Below are 19,158 nucleotides of genomic sequence, written 5' to 3' on the forward strand. Positions count from 1 at the left end.
GTCCAGGTGCATGCCGTCGACGAACGTCCCCTAGCCTGCGCCACGACTGCTTCCGCTCTATGCGAATCAACAACGATTTAGCCTGAACTTAGCAACAAGGAATTTTTTGTGAATAGCACCTTAACTATGAAAGCACTGACTTTCAAACGCTACGGCAAGTCGCCCGAGATCGGTTTTTCCGACATTTCTCGTCCCACACCGAAGGCTGACGAACTGCTGGTAAAAGTCCACGCCGCGGGCCTGAACCCGATCGACAACATGATTCCAACGGGGATGTTCAAACCGGTCCTGCATTTCCAGTTGCCGGCTACGCTGGGTAGCGATCTTGCCGGGGTGGTGGTTGAGGTCGGCAGCCGCGTAACGCGCTTTAAGCCCGGCGATGCCGTCTTCGCCAGTATCTTCGATCTTGGCAAAGGATCGCTTGCCGAATTCGCGGTGGTGCCGGAGAGCGCCGCCGCGCTGAAGGAACGCGCCAATCTTCGGGCCGGCCAAAAGATTTTCATCCCGGCGGGATCGGGCGGGATCGGCACGTTTGCGATCCAGTTGGCAAAGCACCTTGGCGCCACGGTGGGAACCACCACCAGCACCGGCAACGTTGAACTGGTGCGCAGCCTGGGTGCGGACGAAGTTGTCGATTACAAGAAGCAAGATTTCGAGAAAGTGCTGGGCGGCTACGATGCGGTGCTTGGCACGCTCAAAGGGGCCGAGCTCGAGAAATCGGTCGGCATCCTCAAGCCGGGAAGCAAGATCGTCTCTCTGATCGGGCCGCTGGATGCGGCGTTCGCGGATGCCAAGCGCTTGAATTTTTTCCTCAGGTTAGTATTCGGGCTGATGAGCCGCAAGATCATGAGGCTTGCCAGAAAACGGGCAGTCACTTACTCATTTCTGTTCGTGCGTCCCGATGGCGATCAACTCGGCGAAATCGGCAAACTCCTCGAAGCCGAGCGTATCAAGCCTGTGATCGACAAGGTGTTTCCGTTCGAGAAAGCCAAAGATGCGCTTGCCTACCTCGCCCAGGGACGTTCGAAGGGGAAAGTCGTCGTCAAGATGCTGTGAACAAAAGACAACCCAAGCTCCACATTTTTCAAACACTTCCAAAGGTAAAAAACCATGACTTCATCAAAAAAAATCGCTGTTGTAACAGGTGCTTCTTCCGGCATCGGATCAGTTTACGCCGATCGTCTAGCTCAGCGCGGATACGACCTTTTGCTGGTCGCCCGGCGCGGCGACCGCTTGCAAAATCTCGCGGCCAAACTAGAGCGGGCTTATGGCATCAAGGCCGAAACGCGGATGGCTAATCTTGAGAACGAAACAGATCTCGCGGGTCTTGAAGCCGTTCTCGCTGCCGATCCCGCCATCAGTCTATTGGTCAACAATGCCGGCATTGCCAGACTCAGCCCGGTGGCTGAAGCGCCAGTGAAAGACTCCTTGTCGCAGATCGCGTTGAATATCACGGCGCTGACGCGATTGACGCATGCCGTGCTGCCTGCGTTCAAGGCGCGCAACGAAGGTGTCATTATCAATATCGCCTCGGTATTGGCTGTTCATACGTTTCCGGTGAGCTCGGTATACAGCGGCACAAAAGCGTTCGTGCTCAATTTCAGTCGCGGGCTACAGCAAGAACTGGCAAATACTGGGATTAGAGTGCAAGTGGTGTTGCCTTCCGCCACAGCCACCGAACTTTGGGATACCGCCGGGATGCCACTGACCGCGTTTCCAGAAGAAGCGGTGATGACTACCGAGCATCTTGTCGATGCCGCGCTGGCTGGTTTCGACCAAGGCGAGCTGGTCACCTGGCCCTCCCTGGCTGACGCCGGGCACTGGGACCGATACGACGCTCAACGGACAGAACTCTTCGCGGCGACGCAAACCGGCCAGTCCGCGCCACGTCTAGCGACGCCGTCCTGATTGTTTTCCATGTGAATAACATGCGCCGTTTTTTGATAACGCCACAGACCACTATAAATCGCATCTGGAAAGGCACGGGGCTGGTTGGCGTATGACAGACATTCTTCACAGATACAGGTAGGCTGAGCAACGAGTCGTTAGTCGCGCGGATTACCAAACAATCCGCGCCTAGCGGCGAGTTTCTATATCGCCATTAAACTTCATTAATTTATTACCAGGCGATTTTTAAAAATTTAGCATGCACCGTTGTTTCATGACAATTTTTACTCAAACTCCAGCGAACAAAGAATGAATGCAGAATTTTTATTGGGCGCCATAATGTAGCGTTTGATTTATATTGATTAAAAATGTCAAATAAAACTCAGGATAAAATTTTAGCCGCTACGACTCATCTTTTTAATGAGCAAGGCATTCGCGCAACCGGAATAGATGGTATTTTGAAAGAAGCTGGAGTGTCTAAAATGAGTCTTTATAAATATTTTTCATCGAAAAATGACTTAATCGTTGCCTATCTTCTGCGTCAGGAAGCATTATTCATGTCCCGATACGAAAACATAGCCGTCGAAATGATTGATCCGAAAAATAAGTTATTGGCGATGCTGGATGTTTATAATGATTTAATTCAAAGTGGAGAGTTCAAAGGCAGTCCGTTTTTGAATGCGCTTTCAGAATTTCCAATTAAGGACGATCCTGTGCATCAAGCGGCGATCAGGATAATTCATAATTTTTGGACGCATATACTAAACCTCGCCAATCAATGCGGGGTAAGTCAGCCAAAAAAATTAGCATCACAAATTGCCATGTTAATGCATGGCTCAATACTATTTTCTCAAACGAGCTGCAATTCAGATTATATAGCTAACGCCAAAGAACTAGTTTATTCCCATCTGGATTGCCTTGCTACGAATCAGCCATAACTTGAGATCCAAGCCGTGATCAAGACTCTGCCTATTCCAGGCTAAGGAACAGCGCTTCCATAGGCAAAACGCCGCATTCTACCTATGGAAAACAAAAGACATGAATAATTCAAATGCGGAATTAATCCACGCCCAAAAAATCCGATTTCCCTAATTCAACCCCGTTGTGGCGAAGTATCGCGTAGCTCATCGTGATGTGGAAATAAAAATTTGGCAAGACAAAATCTAACAAGTATGGAAGACCGACAAAGTTTTTCTCGGTGCCGCCAATCTTGAAATTAATAGCAAGGTTCTCATTGCCATTTATTTGCGCCGGGGTTACATCTTGGATAAAAGCGATGGTTTTGGATATACGAGCCTGCAAATCGGCAAATGTGGTTTCATTGTCTTCGTAGCATGGAATCTCTAATCCCGCCAGGCGCGCGGCACAGCCTTTAACCATATCTGTTGCAATTTGCACTTGTTTGCTGAGCGGAAACATATCGGGGGCCAAACGGTAATTTATAAAGACCGATTGATCAATGTTTTTCGCTTCGGAATGGATTGCTGCTTTATCTAGTATTTTTGATAAATTGCCCAGCATTTTGATAAAAACTAATATTGACGCTTGATACATGTCGATTGACATAATAACCCCCTATTTTTAAAAACATTTAATCAGATTAATGAAACGCAGAAGCATTGACCGCTTATTACGCATACTGCGCAATGCCATTCCCAAACGACCAATTTTCCTTTTTGACTTCAACTAGACTTATTAAGACATCTTCTCTGCGTATATCTAGCTGATTATGCAGGGTATCGGCTATGTTTTTATAAAGTGATTTCTTTAAATCGACACCTCTGCCTTCATTCAAGGTTATTTGGATAAAGATGACGCCATCGCTTCGATGTATACCAAGATAATTGGAATCATAAATTAAAGAATTATTATCATGCTCGGTAATAACCTGAAAACAATCTTTTTCGGGTACGCTGATGGTATGCACCATTTCCTGGTGAACGATTTTGCCAATCTTTCTCCCGAACTCTTTACTTTCTTGTTTCATTAACGATATTCGAACTAAAGGCATGTTATTCCTCCAAAATTAAGTTAAAACCGAACAGTTTGCGGTTCTCTGATAAAAAGAACGATGCCGGTTGCGACAAAAGCGAATAGGCCTGACGCCACAAAAGCCAGGTGGTAGTCACCCATCAGACTATGGACGTACCCGGCGCTGTAGGCGGCAATGGCCGCGCCGATTTGATGAGCGAAGCAAATCCAGCCGAACACCACACCAACGTTTTGTTTTCCGAACAAATCGGCGGTCAAGGCCGAGGTTGCCGGAATCGTGGACAACCAATTCATGCCGTAAATAATCGAGAAAATCATTAATTGTCCGGTGCTATCGATGCTGGGCAGTACTATCAGCGTCGCGCCTCTGACGACGTAATAAAACGCCAGCGGCCAACGCTTGCCGTACCGGTCGCATAACCAACCGGATAAAATGGTGCCGAACACATCGGCCGCGCCCATGACGCCTAAGGACATGGCCATGGTCATTTCGGTGAAGCCGTGTTCGATGCCGTGCGGAATCAAATGCGTCTGAAAAAGCCCGGAGGTGGTTAAACCACAAATGCCAAAACTCGAAGCCAACAACCAGAATTGCGGACTGCTCATGGCCGAGCGCATGGGATTTTGATCAGGCTTAAGCACTGCTCCATGAACGCCATGGTCGCCATAGGCCGACAGGCCTTTTGATTCGGGATCGTCTCTTAAAAATTTCAGCACCAACGGTAGAGCCACCAGGCCTAAGCCTACGGCGATAAACAGCGTCGCCGCACGCCAGCCTTCATGCACATTGATCTGCATTAACACTGGGGTGAACACCAACTGACCGGAGGAGAAGGCTGCCCCCAATATGCCTAATGCCAGCCCCCGGTGTTTATGAAACCAACGATTGATCAACGTCGAGCCCATAATCATGGACGTGCCGCCCGACCCTGCGCCTATCAGCAATCCCCAAAGCAAATACAGCTGCCAGGATTCCTGCATAAAAACGCTGCCACCGGCACCTGCCACCGACAAAATCAAGGTAATAACGCTGATCCGTTTAGCGCCGTAGACATCCATCAACCGGCCTAGAAAGGGGCCGGCAAGGCCAAATAACAGCAAATTTAGTGAGATGGCGCCGCTAATGGTTTCCCGGTTCCAGGCAAACTCCTGTTCCAGGGACAGCATGATGATCCCTGGAACGGAGCGCAGTGCCGATGCCATAAACAAGCATAAAAACGTCACCGCGAGTACGATCCAGGCATAATGAACTGAATCAGTTTGACTCTTTGGCATGGCGACATCGGACTTGGACTGAAACATGGTCTTTTGGGTTTATTTGAAAACAGACCTATTCAGCGTCTTCGATTTTTTCCATGAGTTCGATCAGTCGAGTCACGCCTTGCAGCAGGATGCCGCCGACGCCCAAGGCAAACCAAACCCCGATCACAAAGCCCCAATGAATCGGCGCGGCGAAGAATTCCTCTCTAAACCAGAAGGTATGTCCCCATTCGTTGAAGCCGACGCTGACCAAGATCATGAACGGCCCGAACACCGCCAGGGTCAAAGGCAAGGAGATGCCTTTGGCGTACAAGGGCAAGCGGGTTCTAGCATACAACCAGGCGCAGCCGCCCAGGATCACGTACAGCGGGAAGTTGAAGTAAAACTCGATGATGTGATTAGCGGTAAACGGCGTATCGCGGATCGCCACCTGATGCCAGGAATTGTCCTGTTCGGCAAAATAACTGCCCGCCCAGTACACCGCAAAGGTGTAAATGCTGATCCACATCGTCAAGGTGAAATAGCGGCGGATTTCTTCCTTGGGTGCCAGTTGCTCCAGATTCCGGTCGCGTGTGGTCCATAAGTAACCCCAAAAGCCGCTGGCGACGGCAGCGATCACCACCAGTTCGATATAAAACAGCCGCATCCAGTATTGTTCGAACGCCGGCTCCGAGGAATCCAAACCGTGTGCTATGGCAAAAGCACCCTGATACAGGCGTAAACTGATGTACATAACGGTTAAAAAGCCAAAGCCTTTTAAATATTTGGGTAAGTCGGTCAAATACCAAGGCAATGATTTCGGGTTTTCGGTGCTTAAGCGCACGTGTTCTGTCGTGGTAGCCATGATGTGTGCTCCTGAATTAATTGAATTTGGGAATGACGGCGGCGGAAATGCTGGAGATATAGCGTTTACCCATCACGTCGTCGTAAAGAAACAGCAGGCCACCCAGCCGGCTGTCCGCATCTTTGATCAGCCCATCCAGTTTTTCCGATTCCCAGGCCGCATCGCGCACTTCAACCGTGACGGTGCGCTGTTCGCCGGGCGCGATGGGCGCGTTGTCACTCAGGCTCATACCGTTATTACTGACGTCATCCTTGCCGGGTTTGCTGTTGACATTCGCTAAGTCAGCGTTTATGAAATGCACGTTGGAACTGGAAAATTCGCCGATCCTAACCGCGCCTTGGCTGCGATTGTCGATACTGAACTGCAACAGCATCGCGCGTTGCGCCACGTTGTATTCGGCTTTTAGGGTGTCGACATTGACCAGTCCGGCATTGACTTGCGCCGGCAGAGGCAAAATCCTATCCAAGCCCGCTTGTAATGGGATGGCGTCCGGGTACTGGTTGGCGGTAACGGCATTCAGCGCCAATACCAATACCGGCACGCCCACTAACACGGCCTTGGCGATGGTTTTGTCCTGATCGGTGATCAACTCATGCTCCAAACCGGCATCCAGCATGCGGTAGCGGCTGATGAACAACGGCCGACGCACCCACCACAACAACCAGGCAGCCGCCAACGCGCCCCAGAACAGATGCCAGAACACGCCATTGGCAAAGCCGAAGCTTTCCATGTCGATCATTTCACCGTTGATGGTTTGAATGGTATTGCTAAAGTCCGCGGGATCGCCGCCAATGTCCAGCCACACCCCAGGCCCCATCACCTGACCGGCGTCTTTTAAATTAAAAAACGGATGGATGTGATAATGGCCCGGCAAGCGGCCTTTCATGACCACCTTGAACTCGTAATCGCCGCCCGGCTCCAGCGATACCGAGTTAGTCCAGGGCTTACCGTTCAGGTAGCGTTCGGTACGAATCAGCACCGGTCCTGGGGTGGAGATATTCAAGAAGCTGGCTTCCGGTTTCGGCACACTGATCGGCCAATCTTCGGCAACATGAAACTTGCCGCTGACGCTGACTTCATCGTTGACGTTGAATGTTTGCGTGGACCATTGCACGTCGTACCACTGGATGGTCCGCATCCTGATGAATGGCTCCAGGGCTTTTTCGCCATGGGCCTGCGCGGTGGGTACGGCAAATATCGACAATACGTTGATGCAAAGCACTGCCAACAGCCAAGGTTTAAAAAGTAATTTCATGACTGTGCTCCTTAAATGCTTTTCAGATAACGGGTATCAGCGAACAATTTGCCGATTTTCCACCACAGCGGATACATCAACGAGCACAACAACGCTGAACAAAATGCTGACAATGGCGTGGCGTACTGGCCATAGGTGCGCAAGGTGCCGCGTTCGATGATGCGCAGGTATTCGGGCATGCCGGTGCGTATGTATTGGAAGCCAAACACGTCGGCCACCGAAAGCTGGCTATTGTGATAATCGACCGCTTGATGGAACATACCGAAAATCGGCCAGTTGGTGGGGTAAAACAACAAGGCAAATGCAGCTCCACCAAAAATGGAGGTGATGGTCAGGCTATTGGTCAGCATCAACAAGGTGTCCAATACCAAGGCACCCGGCACCATGGTCGCTGGCAGCACCATGTTGATGGGGAAGAAGTTCCAGTAGTGGTAGGCAAACACACGGGTGACCCAGGTGCCGAGCAATAAGGCCGCGACGCACAGCGTGGCGCCCAAGGGCAGGCGGAATTTATCCCACAACACCGCCTGTACGGCGGCTGGAAAGGTAATACCGATCAACGGCGTCACCAAAGGCCACCATTGCCGATCTTTCCAATCGACCCAGAAGTCCCAGTCGCCGACGGTCAGGGCAAAATGTAGATGGAACGAGCCGATGAATAAGAATAGGGCCAGCACCAGGATCAGATAATCGTAAGCCCTGGCTAACCGGGCTTTTTCGCCCCGATAAGGTTTGAATGTTGAAATTGGAATTTGTGCAGACATGGTAAGAATCCCCCGATATAGGTTTCAGTAAACGGCAATCGCCATTGAGTTTTGGGCGCGCCGCCAACCGAAAAGCTACCCTTGGGGGGAGTTAAACCTTCTAGGCTTGGACGACGCGCTCGGGGTATAAGGTAGGGAGAAACGGCTTGGCTGTGAAATGGTGAAATTTCATCCGCTACCATCAAGACTGTTCATACCGGCCAGCAGCGATTTTGATTAGTATGCAGCCGATTTTTTTGAGGAACTCAGGATGGCTAACCTACGCACTTTCGACTTAAACCTGTTACTGGCGTTCGATGTTTTGATGCGGGAGCGCAATGTCACTCGCGCGGCGGAATGCATGTTCGTTACGCAGTCGGCGATGAGTCATACCTTGCATCGCTTACGCCAGCAACTGAACGATCCGGTCTTGGTTAAATCGCCCGCCGGTATGCAGCCGACCGCGCTGGCGCTGGCCTTGGTGGAACCGGTACGCAGTCTGTTACAGGAAATGGAACGCTTGCTTGAAGCACCTCAAGCCTTCGATCCGGCCTCCAGTCAGCGCCGCTTCACCATCGCCGCGACCGATTACATGGAGTTTTTGATCTTGCCCGAGTTGTCGCAATTGATTGAGCAAACCGCGCCGGGCGTGGATATTCATGTCAAACGCACGGAATCTGCTTTTCCGTTGGCGCAGCTGGAAAACGGTAGTCTGGATGTGGTGTTGGGCTTTGCCTCGGTACTGAATCCACCGGCGCATTTGTACTGCGAACATTTATTCATGGATCGCATGGCTTGCGTGGTCAGGCGGGATCATCCCAGCATTCAAGCCGCGCCATCGCTGGAGGACTATTTGGCGGCGACGCACATGCTGATCTCCCGAACCGGCGATAAATTAGGCGTGATAGACGAGAAGCTCGCCGAGTTGAATTTAGAGCGACGGATTAATTTCATCGTGCCGCATTTTCTATCGGCACCGTTGATCGTGACCCAGACCCATATGATTTTGTCTTTGCCTTATCGCTTGGCCATCGCCTTTCAGAAACTGGTGCCGCTGCAAGTATTGCCGGTGCCGGTAAGTTTGCCGGACTACGATTTGGCGATGATTTGGCACCCGTTATGGGAAAAAGACCCGGCCCATGGTTGGTTGCGCGAACAAATCAACGCCATAGGCCGGAAAATTGCCGAGAGTGAAATTCGGCTTTAACGTCCCGGCAGGCCTGCGGCCAAGGCTTTGACCTTTAACAGGAAGTAAGGCGGTTTGGATTGATTATCGCCGCCGTTCAGTGTGGCCGAGCGATGCAAGCGATTCACTACCGCATAGAGTTGGCCGTTAGCGCCAAAACTGAAGGAATCGACCCATGACAGCCGCGGACATTGCGCCAATTGCCGGTATTGTCGGTTAGGCGCGATCACGCCAATCGCGTTATTGGCTAAATCCCCCAGATAAATATTGTTGTTTTCATCAATGCTGATGCCATCCGAAATCGGTTTGTCGCTGTAGCGTTCAACATGCTGAGCAAGTTCTTGCGGCGTTAAGGCCTCGTTGATCAAGTCGGTAGCTTTGATCCGGTAAAGGCTAAGGCCGTGCATCGGCCCGAAATAGACCCACTCATTGGCTAAATCCTCGGTAATCGGATTCACGCCAATATGCGGTTTCACCAATTCGCCGGACGGCGTTTTCACCTGAATCGGCACATTATCGATGACTAAATCGACGTTTTCCGGCACCACACTTTTATGTCCTTCCAGCACCCGCCGCGCCGCGCCGGTGGACAAGTTGACCACGATCAAGCCGGCATTCGCGCCACCTGCCGGATCGCTGATGAAGGCATGATTGTGTTTGATGTCCAACGCAAAATCATTGACGAACGCATCTTTCGGCGCAATCGGCGCCGGCAGATAAATCAAACGCTGGAGCTTGTTGGTTTTGGTATTCCAGCCGACCAGTTTGGGCGTCACCCCGCTACGCATGCCGTTGTCCAGCATCCAGACGATACCGTTGCTATCGGAGCGGATACCCAGCACCGAGTCGAGTTTGATCGGCGCAGTTGAATCGGCCGCCGACATTTCCTTATTCGGAAAAGGTAGCAAGGCTTGATCCTTGTATTCCACCACCGTGTATTGCGGCTGATAAAACTGATGCTGGCTCATGATGATCCGGCCGTTGGCGGTCGCCGTGACATTGCCGGGCCCGGTATCGAGGTTGGCGAATACATCAAAATGAGAGTTGCCATCCGCCAAAGCCTCAAAGGCTGCAAACACCATGGCGGTGCAAAATAGGATTCCACGGTTCATTATTATCTCCAGTAAGTTGTTGGGTTAGGCAACACCATACTGGATCGTTAGAGCCCTGTTAAATGACATCCATTCATCACGAACCATTCAGTACATTGATGATGATTGGCGTATTCAATTTTGGAAACACAGCGACAGCGAGGTGAAGACTTTTAGTCCTAGATCGCCGCAGCGCCAAGTCGAGGGAGAATCTAAGCTAAACCCCTGGTTAGAGCGGAATAATGTGACACGGGTGCCGTTCGAGCTGAGCCCGTCGAAGCCCAGGCTGGCGCCCCCTTCGATAGACTCAAGGCGAATGGTATTTAGGGGGCGAGTTAATAATAACTCCCAGAAAAACGCCGTATTTGAATTTCTCCATTACATTTCAACATCCAATACATTCAAAACATCCGGCCTTTGTTGCACGAACACTTCTGGTCGCTGAAGTATTCGATGCCAATTGCGGCGAGTCATTTGTTCAATCCAGTCCAACACATCATCAAACTCGTCATCGCTCCATGATTCGATAATCGCCAGGGTGACGGGAGGCGCGTATAAAAATTCGAGCGCACTTTTCATATTTGCGTAACGTAAATTCATGGTATTTCTCCTATGGCTTTATGCTTGGCAGTGAATGACAGTAAGGATCTTTAATGTTTCTGCCATTTGGCTTTGTTTATAAAACTTCCAATAAGGTTCCGCCAATGATTAGCAATGCCCGCATTTAAGTCTGCACGACACGTTGCCTAGCGGTCGACCTATACTCTTAAACCCGCGCCGGTGTTGCTTGATTCAAGTTACTGGCCAATGATGCGGAACCAAATAAGAGTGTGGATAGGATAAATTGACCGGAGACGAAGCTGAGCACGCCGGTGACAAAAAACAAGCCAATCATCACGTCTCTATATTTGTTTTTTGAAATATTCATGGGGTCCACCTTGACTATGTTTAGTCGCTTTGTAAGTACGACTTCACTATATACCTGCCAAAAATATTTACAATCAGGCATTTTATTCATGATTTGTTTCCTTAATGGAAACAAATTACCCGGAACTTTTGTAATCTGTAGCGCAAAATAGCTACCGTCATTCAAATTCGCGGAATTGTGTGGGTGGTCGGAAGGGTTAGCGGCTTGTTTGACGTGGGATTTTTGACCTTAGCGTGGCTGGGTTTGCGTTCCCAATTTGCCGAAGCTCAAGATTGCCAGCTGATTAGGTTATCAACGGATAAGAATAATTTTTCGGCGCGACGGTTCCGCGGGCGGGATTTGAGATTTCGGGGATGATGCCAATGCGGTCAGTGTTATAGGTGTCGCTAGCGCGACGGCTGGTTTTAATGTCGGGTCTCGGCCCGACGGCCGAGTAACTTTTCTTTGTTTGGCCAAAGAAAAGTCACCAAAAGAAAGGCCACCCGGATACCGCTTAGCTCACTCGGCACATCCCAGTGCCTCGCCCTTCGGGTGCGATGCATGCAAATCGGCTATCCTGCCGATTTGTCCTGCGATCCAAAGCTTTTATCGAGGGTCGGCAGAAGGGGCTTCCCAGCCCCTCTGCCGACGTGCGGCATCCCTGCCGCACCCCTTCGGGCAATTCTCGCCAAAAGCTCCGGTGCTCGGCGCGGCATACGGGAGAAAACCCTCGCGCGATTTGCAAGTTTTGAGTTTGCAAAAATATAGCCTTACTGGAGTAGATACTGTTATCCAAGTCAAGCCAGATGAATAGCCGAGTCGAAGGGTTTTGCGGATTTCAAGACACCGAATGCCACATGAATCAATTTACGCATCATGGCACCGATAATCAGCTTATTGGGTTTACCAGCACCGGCTAATCGTCCACGGAATTGTTTACCCCAGGCTGTTTTATAAAGCGTCACCATGGCCGGCATATAGAGCGCTTTGCGCAGGAAGGCATGGCCTATTTTGGAGAGCCTGGGCTTGCCCTTGAGGCTGCTGCCCGATTCGTATTGCCTAGGATCGAGTCCGGCAAAGGCTGCGGCTTGTCGGCTATTGGCGAAGCGCGAGGTATCGGCGTAGAACGCGAGGATGATGGCGCTGGTGCGCTCGCCAATGCCGGGAATGCTATCGAGCAGTTCGCGCTGTTGCTTGAGATCGGGATGGCGATCAATGTGATCGTTGATGGCGTCGATCAATTGTTGGATCGCAGTATCCAGCCAATTCAGATGCTGTTGAATGTCCTCACGCACGGCCTCGCGCGCCACTAGCAAGCGGTTGTTTTCCTGGGTGCGCATGGTTTGTAAGGCGTCCAGCCGTAATACTAGTGCGCGCAGTGTGACTTCCGCCTCGCTACGGGGCTGCCAAGTAGGCGGTTGGCGCTCGGCGCAGAAATCGGCGATGAGTTTAGCATCGACCGTATCGGTTTTGCTGCGGGTGAGCCGTGAAGCGCCATAGGCCTTAATTTGTGCTGGATTGACGACGCTCACGGTGAAACCAGCGGTTGCCAGATGCTGAGCAACGTCTTCCCAATAAATGCCGGTCGCCTCCATGCAGACATGAGGCGATTCGGCCTTTTGAGCGGCCAACCACGTCAACAACGTCGCGAAGCCGTCGAGAGAATTGGGAATGACTTTGGCGCGAAACTTACCGCTGTGCAGACGCAATGCGCAATCCAACTTGGCTTTAGCAACATCGATACCGAGATAAAAATGGGACATGAAAACCTCAAATGATCTACCTTGTGAATGCAGGCTGCCGGAAACCGGGCCGAAGAGACTGTCCGATCGTTGATCGAGAGTGGGTCGCTGCTGCAAAGATCTACGCCGGGGATTTCGAAATCCAAGCTCCGATACGGCATCCAGCGACCCAAACCTGAGGTGCCCCTCAGGTGTGTTTTCATGGTTTATTATCCTTTGAAAAGCACGCTTGGATAATACAAGCTCCGATTAGCGATAGCGTAATCGGAGGAAGGTTGACTTCGAAATGCGCGAGTAGGCAAGCTAATCGCACTTACATTTTGAATGACAGCTCATTGGCCTTTTATTATCACCGCAAATTAAATCTTATCCGGAGACAATAGATCGGCTGGCAACCGTGAGATAAACCGCCATTCAGCACAGACTTGAAACTAAAATCGGCTTCGAAATAACGCTATGTTTAGCTGTATTAGCTCAGACCTGATCTGACAGTTACCGTTTTTGCGGGGTGTCTGTCAGATTAGATTTGGTTCAGATTTTTTTGAGCCCAAATCTGTTTTCCATCCAGCAAGGTATCCATCGGCGTTCTGCCGTTGCACATTTTGCCCTGATGAGTTCGGTCATTGTTGTAATAAACCAGCCATTCGTCCAGATCTTTTTGGAGTTCATCCAGGTCGCTATAGAGCTTTTTGCGGAACGTGACCTGATAGAACTCCTGCAAGATGGTCTTGTGGAAGCGTTCGCAAATCCCATTGGTTTGCGGCGACATGGCCTTGGTTTTGGTATGGTCGATGTCGTTGATCGCCAGGTATAGCTGATAATCATGCTGTTCGACCTTGCCACAATATTCGGTGCCGCGATCCGTCAGAATGCGTAGCACAGGTAATGCATTGGCTTCATAGAACGGCAATACTTTGTCATTCAGGATGTCCGCGGCAGTAATCGGCGTTTTGGTGGTGTACAGTTTGCAGTGAGCGACTTTGCTGTAGGTGTCCACGTAAGTCTGCTGGTAAATCCGCCCAACCCCTTTGAGGTTGCCAACGTAAAAGGTATCCTGCGAACCCAGGTAACCGGGATACCCACAGGGCACAAGTGGGCTGTTTCGATTTCGCCGCAGGCTTGATCATCCTGCTGCTTTTTCTCCAACGCCGCAATCTGCGCATCGCTCAGCATTAACCCTTCGGCGGCTACCTTGGCTTCCAGCGCTTTAAGCCTCTTTTTAAAGTTCTCCAGGTCATGCCGTAACCAGATAGAGCGAACGCCGCTGCCGGATACGAATACCCCTTGTTTACGCAGTTCATTACTGGTTCGATGCTGTCCATGCGCCGGATACTCAACCGCATAGGACTTCACCGCCCGTTCAATGCTTTCATCGACGCGATTCTTCAGATTCGGAGACCGGCGTTTTTTGTCGATTAAGGCATCAATGCCACCTTCGGCCACAAGCTCTTGATAACGATAAAATGTATCGCGCGAGACACCCATCACCTTGCAGGCTCTGGAGACGTTATTCAGTTCTTGGGCTAAATTTAACAGCCCCGCTTTGTGTTTAATGATCGGATTGTTTGTATGGATCATGAGAGTTACCTTTTGTGTTTTGTGTAAGGATTCGACACCCCTATCAAAACCGGTAACTCTCATCTTTTCAAGTCGATGTGTCAGATCAAGTCGTGACTAATACAGTTTAGCGCAGTTCCCTGGCGCGTTGAATTAGACGACTACTCAAAACCAATGGAGTCTGGCCCCCATTGGTTTCTACACACCGATTATTTTTCCTTTTGTACCTCGGCAGGCGCCTTGTTCTCCGCGGGCACTACCGCCTCAGTCGGCACTTGTGCCTCAGCTGCCTTTTTTGCCTCTCTCTGCCGCCTTTTTTGCCAGCGCGGCCTTCTGATCAGCAGCCTGTCTTGCAGCTACCGACCCGGTTTCTGCCGCAGCCAATAACATTACTGTGTCTGCCTGGGTTGGCACTGGAGTTAACAGTACTGATAGTGTGCAAAGACATACCACCAATCCTCTTTCTTTTGATTTAATACTCAACATAACGACCTCGCTGTAATAGTTATTCTAGGGGCTGTTGCCGTTTTACATGGGTAACCAAATAAAAGCGCAGGCCAAAGCGACAACGCCTTCAAAATTGCGTTTCAATTTGTCATATCGCGTCGCGATGGCTCTGAAATGTTTCAATCGCGCAAAGACATTTTCAACGAGGTGGCGATATTGGTAGAGGCACCAATCCATTCCGTCATTCCCGACGATTGAATTTTGTTTTCTAGGAATGATAGGGACACTCCCTTTCTCTCGAATTTGAATCCGTAGAGGTTCACTGTCATAGCCTTTGTCAGCGACCGTGTAGTCAGCCAAAGGCAGTTTAGCCACTAATTCCGGCGCTTCTTTGCAGTCATGGACTTCACCACCGGTGATTGAGAAATGAATAGGCAGCCCACAGGCATCAACGGCCATATGGATTTTCGTGGTGTTACCCGCAACGGATTTCCCAATCGCGGCATCCTGTTCATGAGCCGCACCGCTACTATGCTGATGCGCTTTCACGATACTGCCGTCAATAAAGGTCCATTCCAAATCCGGTGCCACAACCAGGCCTCGAAAGATGCCCATCAGTTTTTCTTGCAGTGACCACGCATTAAACCGTTTGTAGACTGCATTCCACTTACCAAACGTGGCAGGCAGGTCTCGCCAGGGGCAGCCGACTCGCATGCGATAAAAAATCCCTTCTACCGTTTGCCTGAGCGAAGGCTTGTCATAAATCCCCAGGCTTAACAGGATGGCTTTGAATTTATTCCAGTATGCATCCGTAAACATTTGTCGCGGCATAGCTCACTTGTCTTCTGATTGAAAAATCAATCAATGAGGCAGAGCCGTTCGATTTCAAGGCTATCGTTTCAAAATGGCAACAGCCCCTAGTAGATCCTTCCAACTGTCTGCTATTCCACCGTCACCGACTTGGCTAAGTTGCGCGGCTGATCGACGTCGGTGCCTTTCAGCACGGCGACGTGGTAGGACAGCAGTTGCAGCGGTATCGTGTAGACGATAGGCGAGATGATGTTGGCGACACTGGGCATTTTGACGATTTGCACGTTTTCGTCGCTGCTTTCCGCCAGCTCTTCATCCATGAATACGATCAACTGGCCGCCGCGGGCGCTGACTTCCTGAATATTTGATTTTAGTTTTTCCAGCAGGTTGTTGTTTGGCGCCACGGTCACGACAGGCATTTCCGCGTCGATCAAAGCCAGGGGACCGTGTTTCAACTCGCCGGCTGGGTAGGCTTCGGCGTGGATGTAGGAAATCTCCTTCAGCTTCAATGCCCCTTCCATCGCGATCGGGTAATGGGTACCACGACCGAGGAAGAGCGCGTTGTGCTTGTCGGCAAAGCGCTGCGACAGCAATTCGATAGCATTGTCGAGTTTCAGCACTTTTTCGATGTGGCCGGGTAAGCTGAATAACTCGGAGACGATTTCCTCTTCCGCTTCCTTGGTCAACGCAAAGCGGCGGCCGACCGCAATGATCAACATCAACAAGGCCACCAATTGGGTAGTGAAGGCTTTGGTCGAAGCCACACCAATCTCCGGGCCGGCGCGGGTCATCATGACCAGATCGGATTCGCGCACCAGCGAGCTTTCCGGTGCGTTGCAAATCACCAGCGAATGTTTGACGCCCAGGCGTTTGGCTTCCAATAGCGCCGCCAGGGTATCGGCAGTTTCCCCGGATTGGGAAATGGTGACGACCAGGGTATCCGGGGAAATAACCGGATTGCGATACCTGAATTCGCTAGCCACTTCTATGGAGCATGGCACCCGTGCCAGTTTCTCGAACCAGTAACGTGCCACCAAGCCGGAATGATAGCTAGTACCGCAAGCCAGAATCTGTACCGATTTGATTTGGTCGAATACTTCGGCGGCGTTATGGCCAAACGCATTGTCCTGCAAACGGTTGTCGATGAACCGGCCTTCCAGCGTTTCGGACACCGCCCAGGCTTGCTCGTAAATTTCCTTGAGCATGTAGTGGCGGTATTTGCCTTTGTCGACCGAATCGGCTTTTAATTGGCTTTCGACGATAGGGCGTTCAACGCGGTGATCGTTTTCATCATAAATCACCAGACTGTCGATTTTCAGTTCGGCAATATCGCCGTCTTCCAGGAAAATGAAACGCTGGGTAACCGGCAATAGGGCGGCGATGTCGGACGCTATGAAATATTCGCCGATACCGACGCCAATCACCAAGGGGCTGCCCTTACGGCAAGCGATCAAGATATCCGGGCAGTCGATGAATACCACGCCCAGTGCATACGCACCCCGCAAAGTGGCGACCGTGGCTTTTACCGCGCTTAATAGGCTGTCGGTGGTTTGCAGGTCTTCGGCTATTTTATGCACGATGACTTCGGTATCAGTTTCTGATGTGAATTCGAAGCCGTTCTGTTGCAAGGCCGTACGCAGATGATCGTGATTTTCGATAATACCATTGTGCACTACCGCCACTTTGTCGCAGCTAACATGGGGATGAGCGTTGCGGGTGCTGGGTTTGCCGTGGGTGGCCCAGCGGGTATGAGCGATACCGATAGTGCCTTCTATAGGATCGGCGGCGATTAAGGCTTCCAGCCCTTTAACTTTGCCTAACTCACGTTTTCGGAATATTTCGCCCTGACTTACCACGGCCAAACCGGCTGAGTCATAGCCGCGATATTCCAGGCGCTTCAGGCCTTCCAGCAAAATCGGCACGACATTACGCTGGGCAACGCCCGCGACTATCCCACACATACTATTTCTCCGACTGACTAGGAGCTAACGAGTGCGGAGAATTGTCGGGAACAATCTCCGCCAGTTTGACCGGACGCTGCCAGCTAGGCACGCTAAGCTGTTTACTCCGGCTAAGGGTTAATTGATTTTCCGGCGTATCCCGGGTAATGGTCGAACCGGCGCCGATTGTCGCGTTTTTTCCGACCGTTACCGGTGCCACCAATTGGGTATCGGAGCCGATAAACGCGCCGTCTTCGATGATGGTTTTAAATTTATTCACGCCGTCGTAATTGCACGTGATGGTGCCGGCGCCGATATTGACCTTGCTACCCACTTCGCTATCGCCAATATAGCTTAAATGGTTAATTTTGCTGCCGGTAGCGACAGTGGATTTTTTGATTTCTACGAAATTGCCGATATGCACATGATCGGCCAGCTCGGTTTGCGGCCGCAGCCGGGCGAACGGGCCTATGCGGCTGCCGGCGCCGACCGAGGCGTCCTCGATCACGCTGTTAGCCAGAATTTCGACATCGTTGGCGATGCTGGCGTTTTTAATCAGACAATTGGGACCGATTTTGACGTTTGAGCCGATGCGATTAACGCCTTCGAAAATCACGTTGATGTCCACATCAATATCCTGACCCAGTTCGGCAAAATTGCCTCTGACATCCACCCGAGCCGGATCGCGCAGTGTCACGCCTTTTTCCATCAGCGCTTGCGCCTGTTCCGCTTGATACACGCGCTCTAGATGCGCCAATTGGCTGCGATTATTTACACCCAGCACTTCATCCTGGCTACCGGCTTGAGTGGTTTCGACGGTAAGGCCATCTTCCACGGCCATTTCGATAATATCGGTTAAATAATATTCGTTTTGCGCGTTGTTATTGCTCAGCCTGGACAACCATTGCTTCAACTGGCTGCCTTTGCAGGCCAGGATACCGGTATTGCCTTCGCTGATTTGCAATTCCACTTCGTTGGCATCTTTTTGCTCGACTATTTTGACAACGGCATGATCTTTATCGCGGACTATGCGGCCGTAGCCGGTGGGGTCGTCCAGGTTAACCGTCAGCAATGCCAAGGACGTCAAGCTAACCTTGTGCAATAAGGTTTGGATGGTTTTGGCCTTTAATAAAGGTACATCGCCGTATAGAATCAATACGGTGTCCGGATCGTCGACGTGGTGAATGGCTTGCTGTACCGCGTGCCCGGTGCCTAGTTGCTGCTTTTGCTCTATCCAGGTAGCGTCCAAGCTACTCAAAGCTTGTTTGACAGTCTCGCCGCCGTGGCCGTAGATGATAAAAATCTGATTATTTTCCAGCGAAAGACTTGTTTCGTAGACATGCTGCAACAACGCTTTATTGGCGATTTCGTGCAGTACTTTAGGCCGCGACGAACGCATTCTGGTGCCTTGGCCGGCCGCCAAGATGATGGTTTTAATCGACATTGCTATTCCTTAAAACAAAAAAAGCCCGATAACGTTGCGTCATCGGGCTTATA

Annotated in this window: 18 protein-coding genes and 1 pseudogene; 4 read left to right on the top strand and 15 right to left on the bottom strand. The window is 50.9% G+C overall.

Annotation, left to right across the window (positions count from 1 at the left end):
• Positions 1–126 precede the first annotated feature (126 nt).
• The 3 genes from DDY07_RS18625 (at position 127) to DDY07_RS18635 (ending at position 2,825) form a co-directional block, all read left to right on the top strand.
• Positions 127–1,056, top strand: a complete 930-nt coding sequence (locus DDY07_RS18625) for an NADP-dependent oxidoreductase (RefSeq protein WP_171696966.1) — start codon at positions 127–129, stop codon at positions 1,054–1,056.
• A 54-nt stretch (positions 1,057–1,110) separates the two neighbouring features.
• On the top strand, positions 1,111–1,908 hold the full coding sequence (locus DDY07_RS18630; RefSeq protein WP_171696967.1) for an SDR family oxidoreductase: 798 nt from the start codon (positions 1,111–1,113) through the stop codon (positions 1,906–1,908).
• Between the two features lie 347 nt (positions 1,909–2,255).
• A complete protein-coding gene (locus DDY07_RS18635; RefSeq protein WP_171696968.1) occupies positions 2,256–2,825 on the top strand; it encodes a TetR/AcrR family transcriptional regulator in 570 nt (189 codons plus the stop codon).
• 121 nt (positions 2,826–2,946) lie between these two features.
• Here DDY07_RS18635 and DDY07_RS18640 read toward each other — a convergent pair whose 3' ends face one another.
• From DDY07_RS18640 to amoA, 6 genes are all read right to left on the bottom strand, one after another.
• Entirely contained in the window at positions 2,947–3,453 is a 507-nt protein-coding gene (locus DDY07_RS18640; RefSeq protein WP_171696969.1) for a DUF1993 family protein, read from the bottom strand.
• Between the two features lie 64 nt (positions 3,454–3,517).
• Positions 3,518–3,898, bottom strand: coding sequence for a tautomerase family protein (locus DDY07_RS18645; RefSeq protein WP_171696970.1), 381 nt, complete (start codon positions 3,896–3,898; stop codon positions 3,518–3,520).
• A 20-nt stretch (positions 3,899–3,918) separates the two neighbouring features.
• Complete coding sequence (locus DDY07_RS18650) at positions 3,919–5,154, bottom strand: MFS transporter (protein WP_171696971.1); 1,236 nt, start codon at positions 5,152–5,154, stop codon at positions 3,919–3,921.
• Between the two features lie 55 nt (positions 5,155–5,209).
• Positions 5,210–5,983: a bacterial ammonia monooxygenase, subunit AmoC gene (gene amoC / locus DDY07_RS18655; RefSeq protein WP_171696972.1), complete on the bottom strand. Its 774-nt coding sequence runs from the start codon at positions 5,981–5,983 to the stop codon at positions 5,210–5,212.
• 16 nt (positions 5,984–5,999) lie between these two features.
• Positions 6,000–7,238, bottom strand: a complete 1,239-nt coding sequence (amoB, locus tag DDY07_RS18660; protein ID WP_171696973.1) for a bacterial ammonia monooxygenase, subunit AmoB — start codon at positions 7,236–7,238, stop codon at positions 6,000–6,002.
• Positions 7,239–7,249: 11 nt separating this feature from the next.
• Positions 7,250–8,002, bottom strand: coding sequence for a bacterial ammonia monooxygenase, subunit AmoA (gene amoA, locus DDY07_RS18665; RefSeq protein ID WP_171696974.1), 753 nt, complete (start codon positions 8,000–8,002; stop codon positions 7,250–7,252).
• 250 nt (positions 8,003–8,252) lie between these two features.
• Between amoA and DDY07_RS18670 the strand changes: the two genes are divergently transcribed.
• The gene (locus tag DDY07_RS18670) at positions 8,253–9,188 is read left to right on the top strand and encodes a LysR family transcriptional regulator (RefSeq protein ID WP_171696975.1); all 936 of its coding nucleotides are present in this window, start codon (positions 8,253–8,255) and stop codon (positions 9,186–9,188) included.
• On the opposite strand, the gene DDY07_RS18675 is transcribed toward DDY07_RS18670, so the two are convergent.
• From DDY07_RS18675 to glmU, 9 genes and pseudogenes are all read right to left on the bottom strand, one after another.
• Complete coding sequence (locus tag DDY07_RS18675) at positions 9,185–10,279, bottom strand: L-dopachrome tautomerase-related protein (RefSeq protein WP_171696976.1); 1,095 nt, start codon at positions 10,277–10,279, stop codon at positions 9,185–9,187. The genes DDY07_RS18670 and DDY07_RS18675 overlap by 4 nt on opposite strands.
• A 357-nt stretch (positions 10,280–10,636) precedes the next feature.
• Positions 10,637–10,858 carry a hypothetical protein gene (locus DDY07_RS18680; protein ID WP_033157545.1) on the bottom strand — a complete coding sequence of 74 codons (222 nt, stop codon included), beginning with the start codon at positions 10,856–10,858 and terminating at the stop codon, positions 10,637–10,639.
• A 166-nt stretch (positions 10,859–11,024) separates the two neighbouring features.
• Complete coding sequence (locus DDY07_RS18685) at positions 11,025–11,186, bottom strand: hypothetical protein (RefSeq protein WP_171696977.1); 162 nt, start codon at positions 11,184–11,186, stop codon at positions 11,025–11,027.
• Positions 11,187–11,962: 776 nt separating this feature from the next.
• Positions 11,963–12,928, bottom strand: coding sequence for an IS110 family transposase (locus tag DDY07_RS18690; protein ID WP_171696939.1), 966 nt, complete (start codon positions 12,926–12,928; stop codon positions 11,963–11,965).
• Between the two features lie 499 nt (positions 12,929–13,427).
• Positions 13,428–14,485, bottom strand: a pseudogene (locus tag DDY07_RS18695) (IS481 family transposase).
• A gap of 261 nt (positions 14,486–14,746) precedes the next feature.
• On the bottom strand, positions 14,747–14,950 hold the full coding sequence (locus DDY07_RS18700) for a hypothetical protein (protein WP_253734537.1): 204 nt from the start codon (positions 14,948–14,950) through the stop codon (positions 14,747–14,749).
• 42 nt (positions 14,951–14,992) lie between these two features.
• The gene (locus DDY07_RS18705; protein ID WP_033159547.1) at positions 14,993–15,742 is read right to left on the bottom strand and encodes an IS5 family transposase; all 750 of its coding nucleotides are present in this window, start codon (positions 15,740–15,742) and stop codon (positions 14,993–14,995) included.
• 110 nt (positions 15,743–15,852) lie between these two features.
• Positions 15,853–17,682 (bottom strand): glutamine--fructose-6-phosphate transaminase (isomerizing), encoded by a 1,830-nt coding sequence (glmS, locus tag DDY07_RS18710; protein ID WP_171696978.1) that lies wholly within the window; start codon positions 17,680–17,682, stop codon positions 15,853–15,855.
• A 1-nt stretch (position 17,683) separates the two neighbouring features.
• Complete coding sequence (glmU, locus tag DDY07_RS18715; RefSeq protein WP_171696979.1) at positions 17,684–19,105, bottom strand: bifunctional UDP-N-acetylglucosamine diphosphorylase/glucosamine-1-phosphate N-acetyltransferase GlmU; 1,422 nt, start codon at positions 19,103–19,105, stop codon at positions 17,684–17,686.
• Between the last annotated feature and the right edge of the window lie 53 nt (positions 19,106–19,158).

This window comes from Methylomonas sp. ZR1 (assembly GCF_013141865.1).
GTDB lineage: Bacteria > Pseudomonadota > Gammaproteobacteria > Methylococcales > Methylomonadaceae > Methylomonas.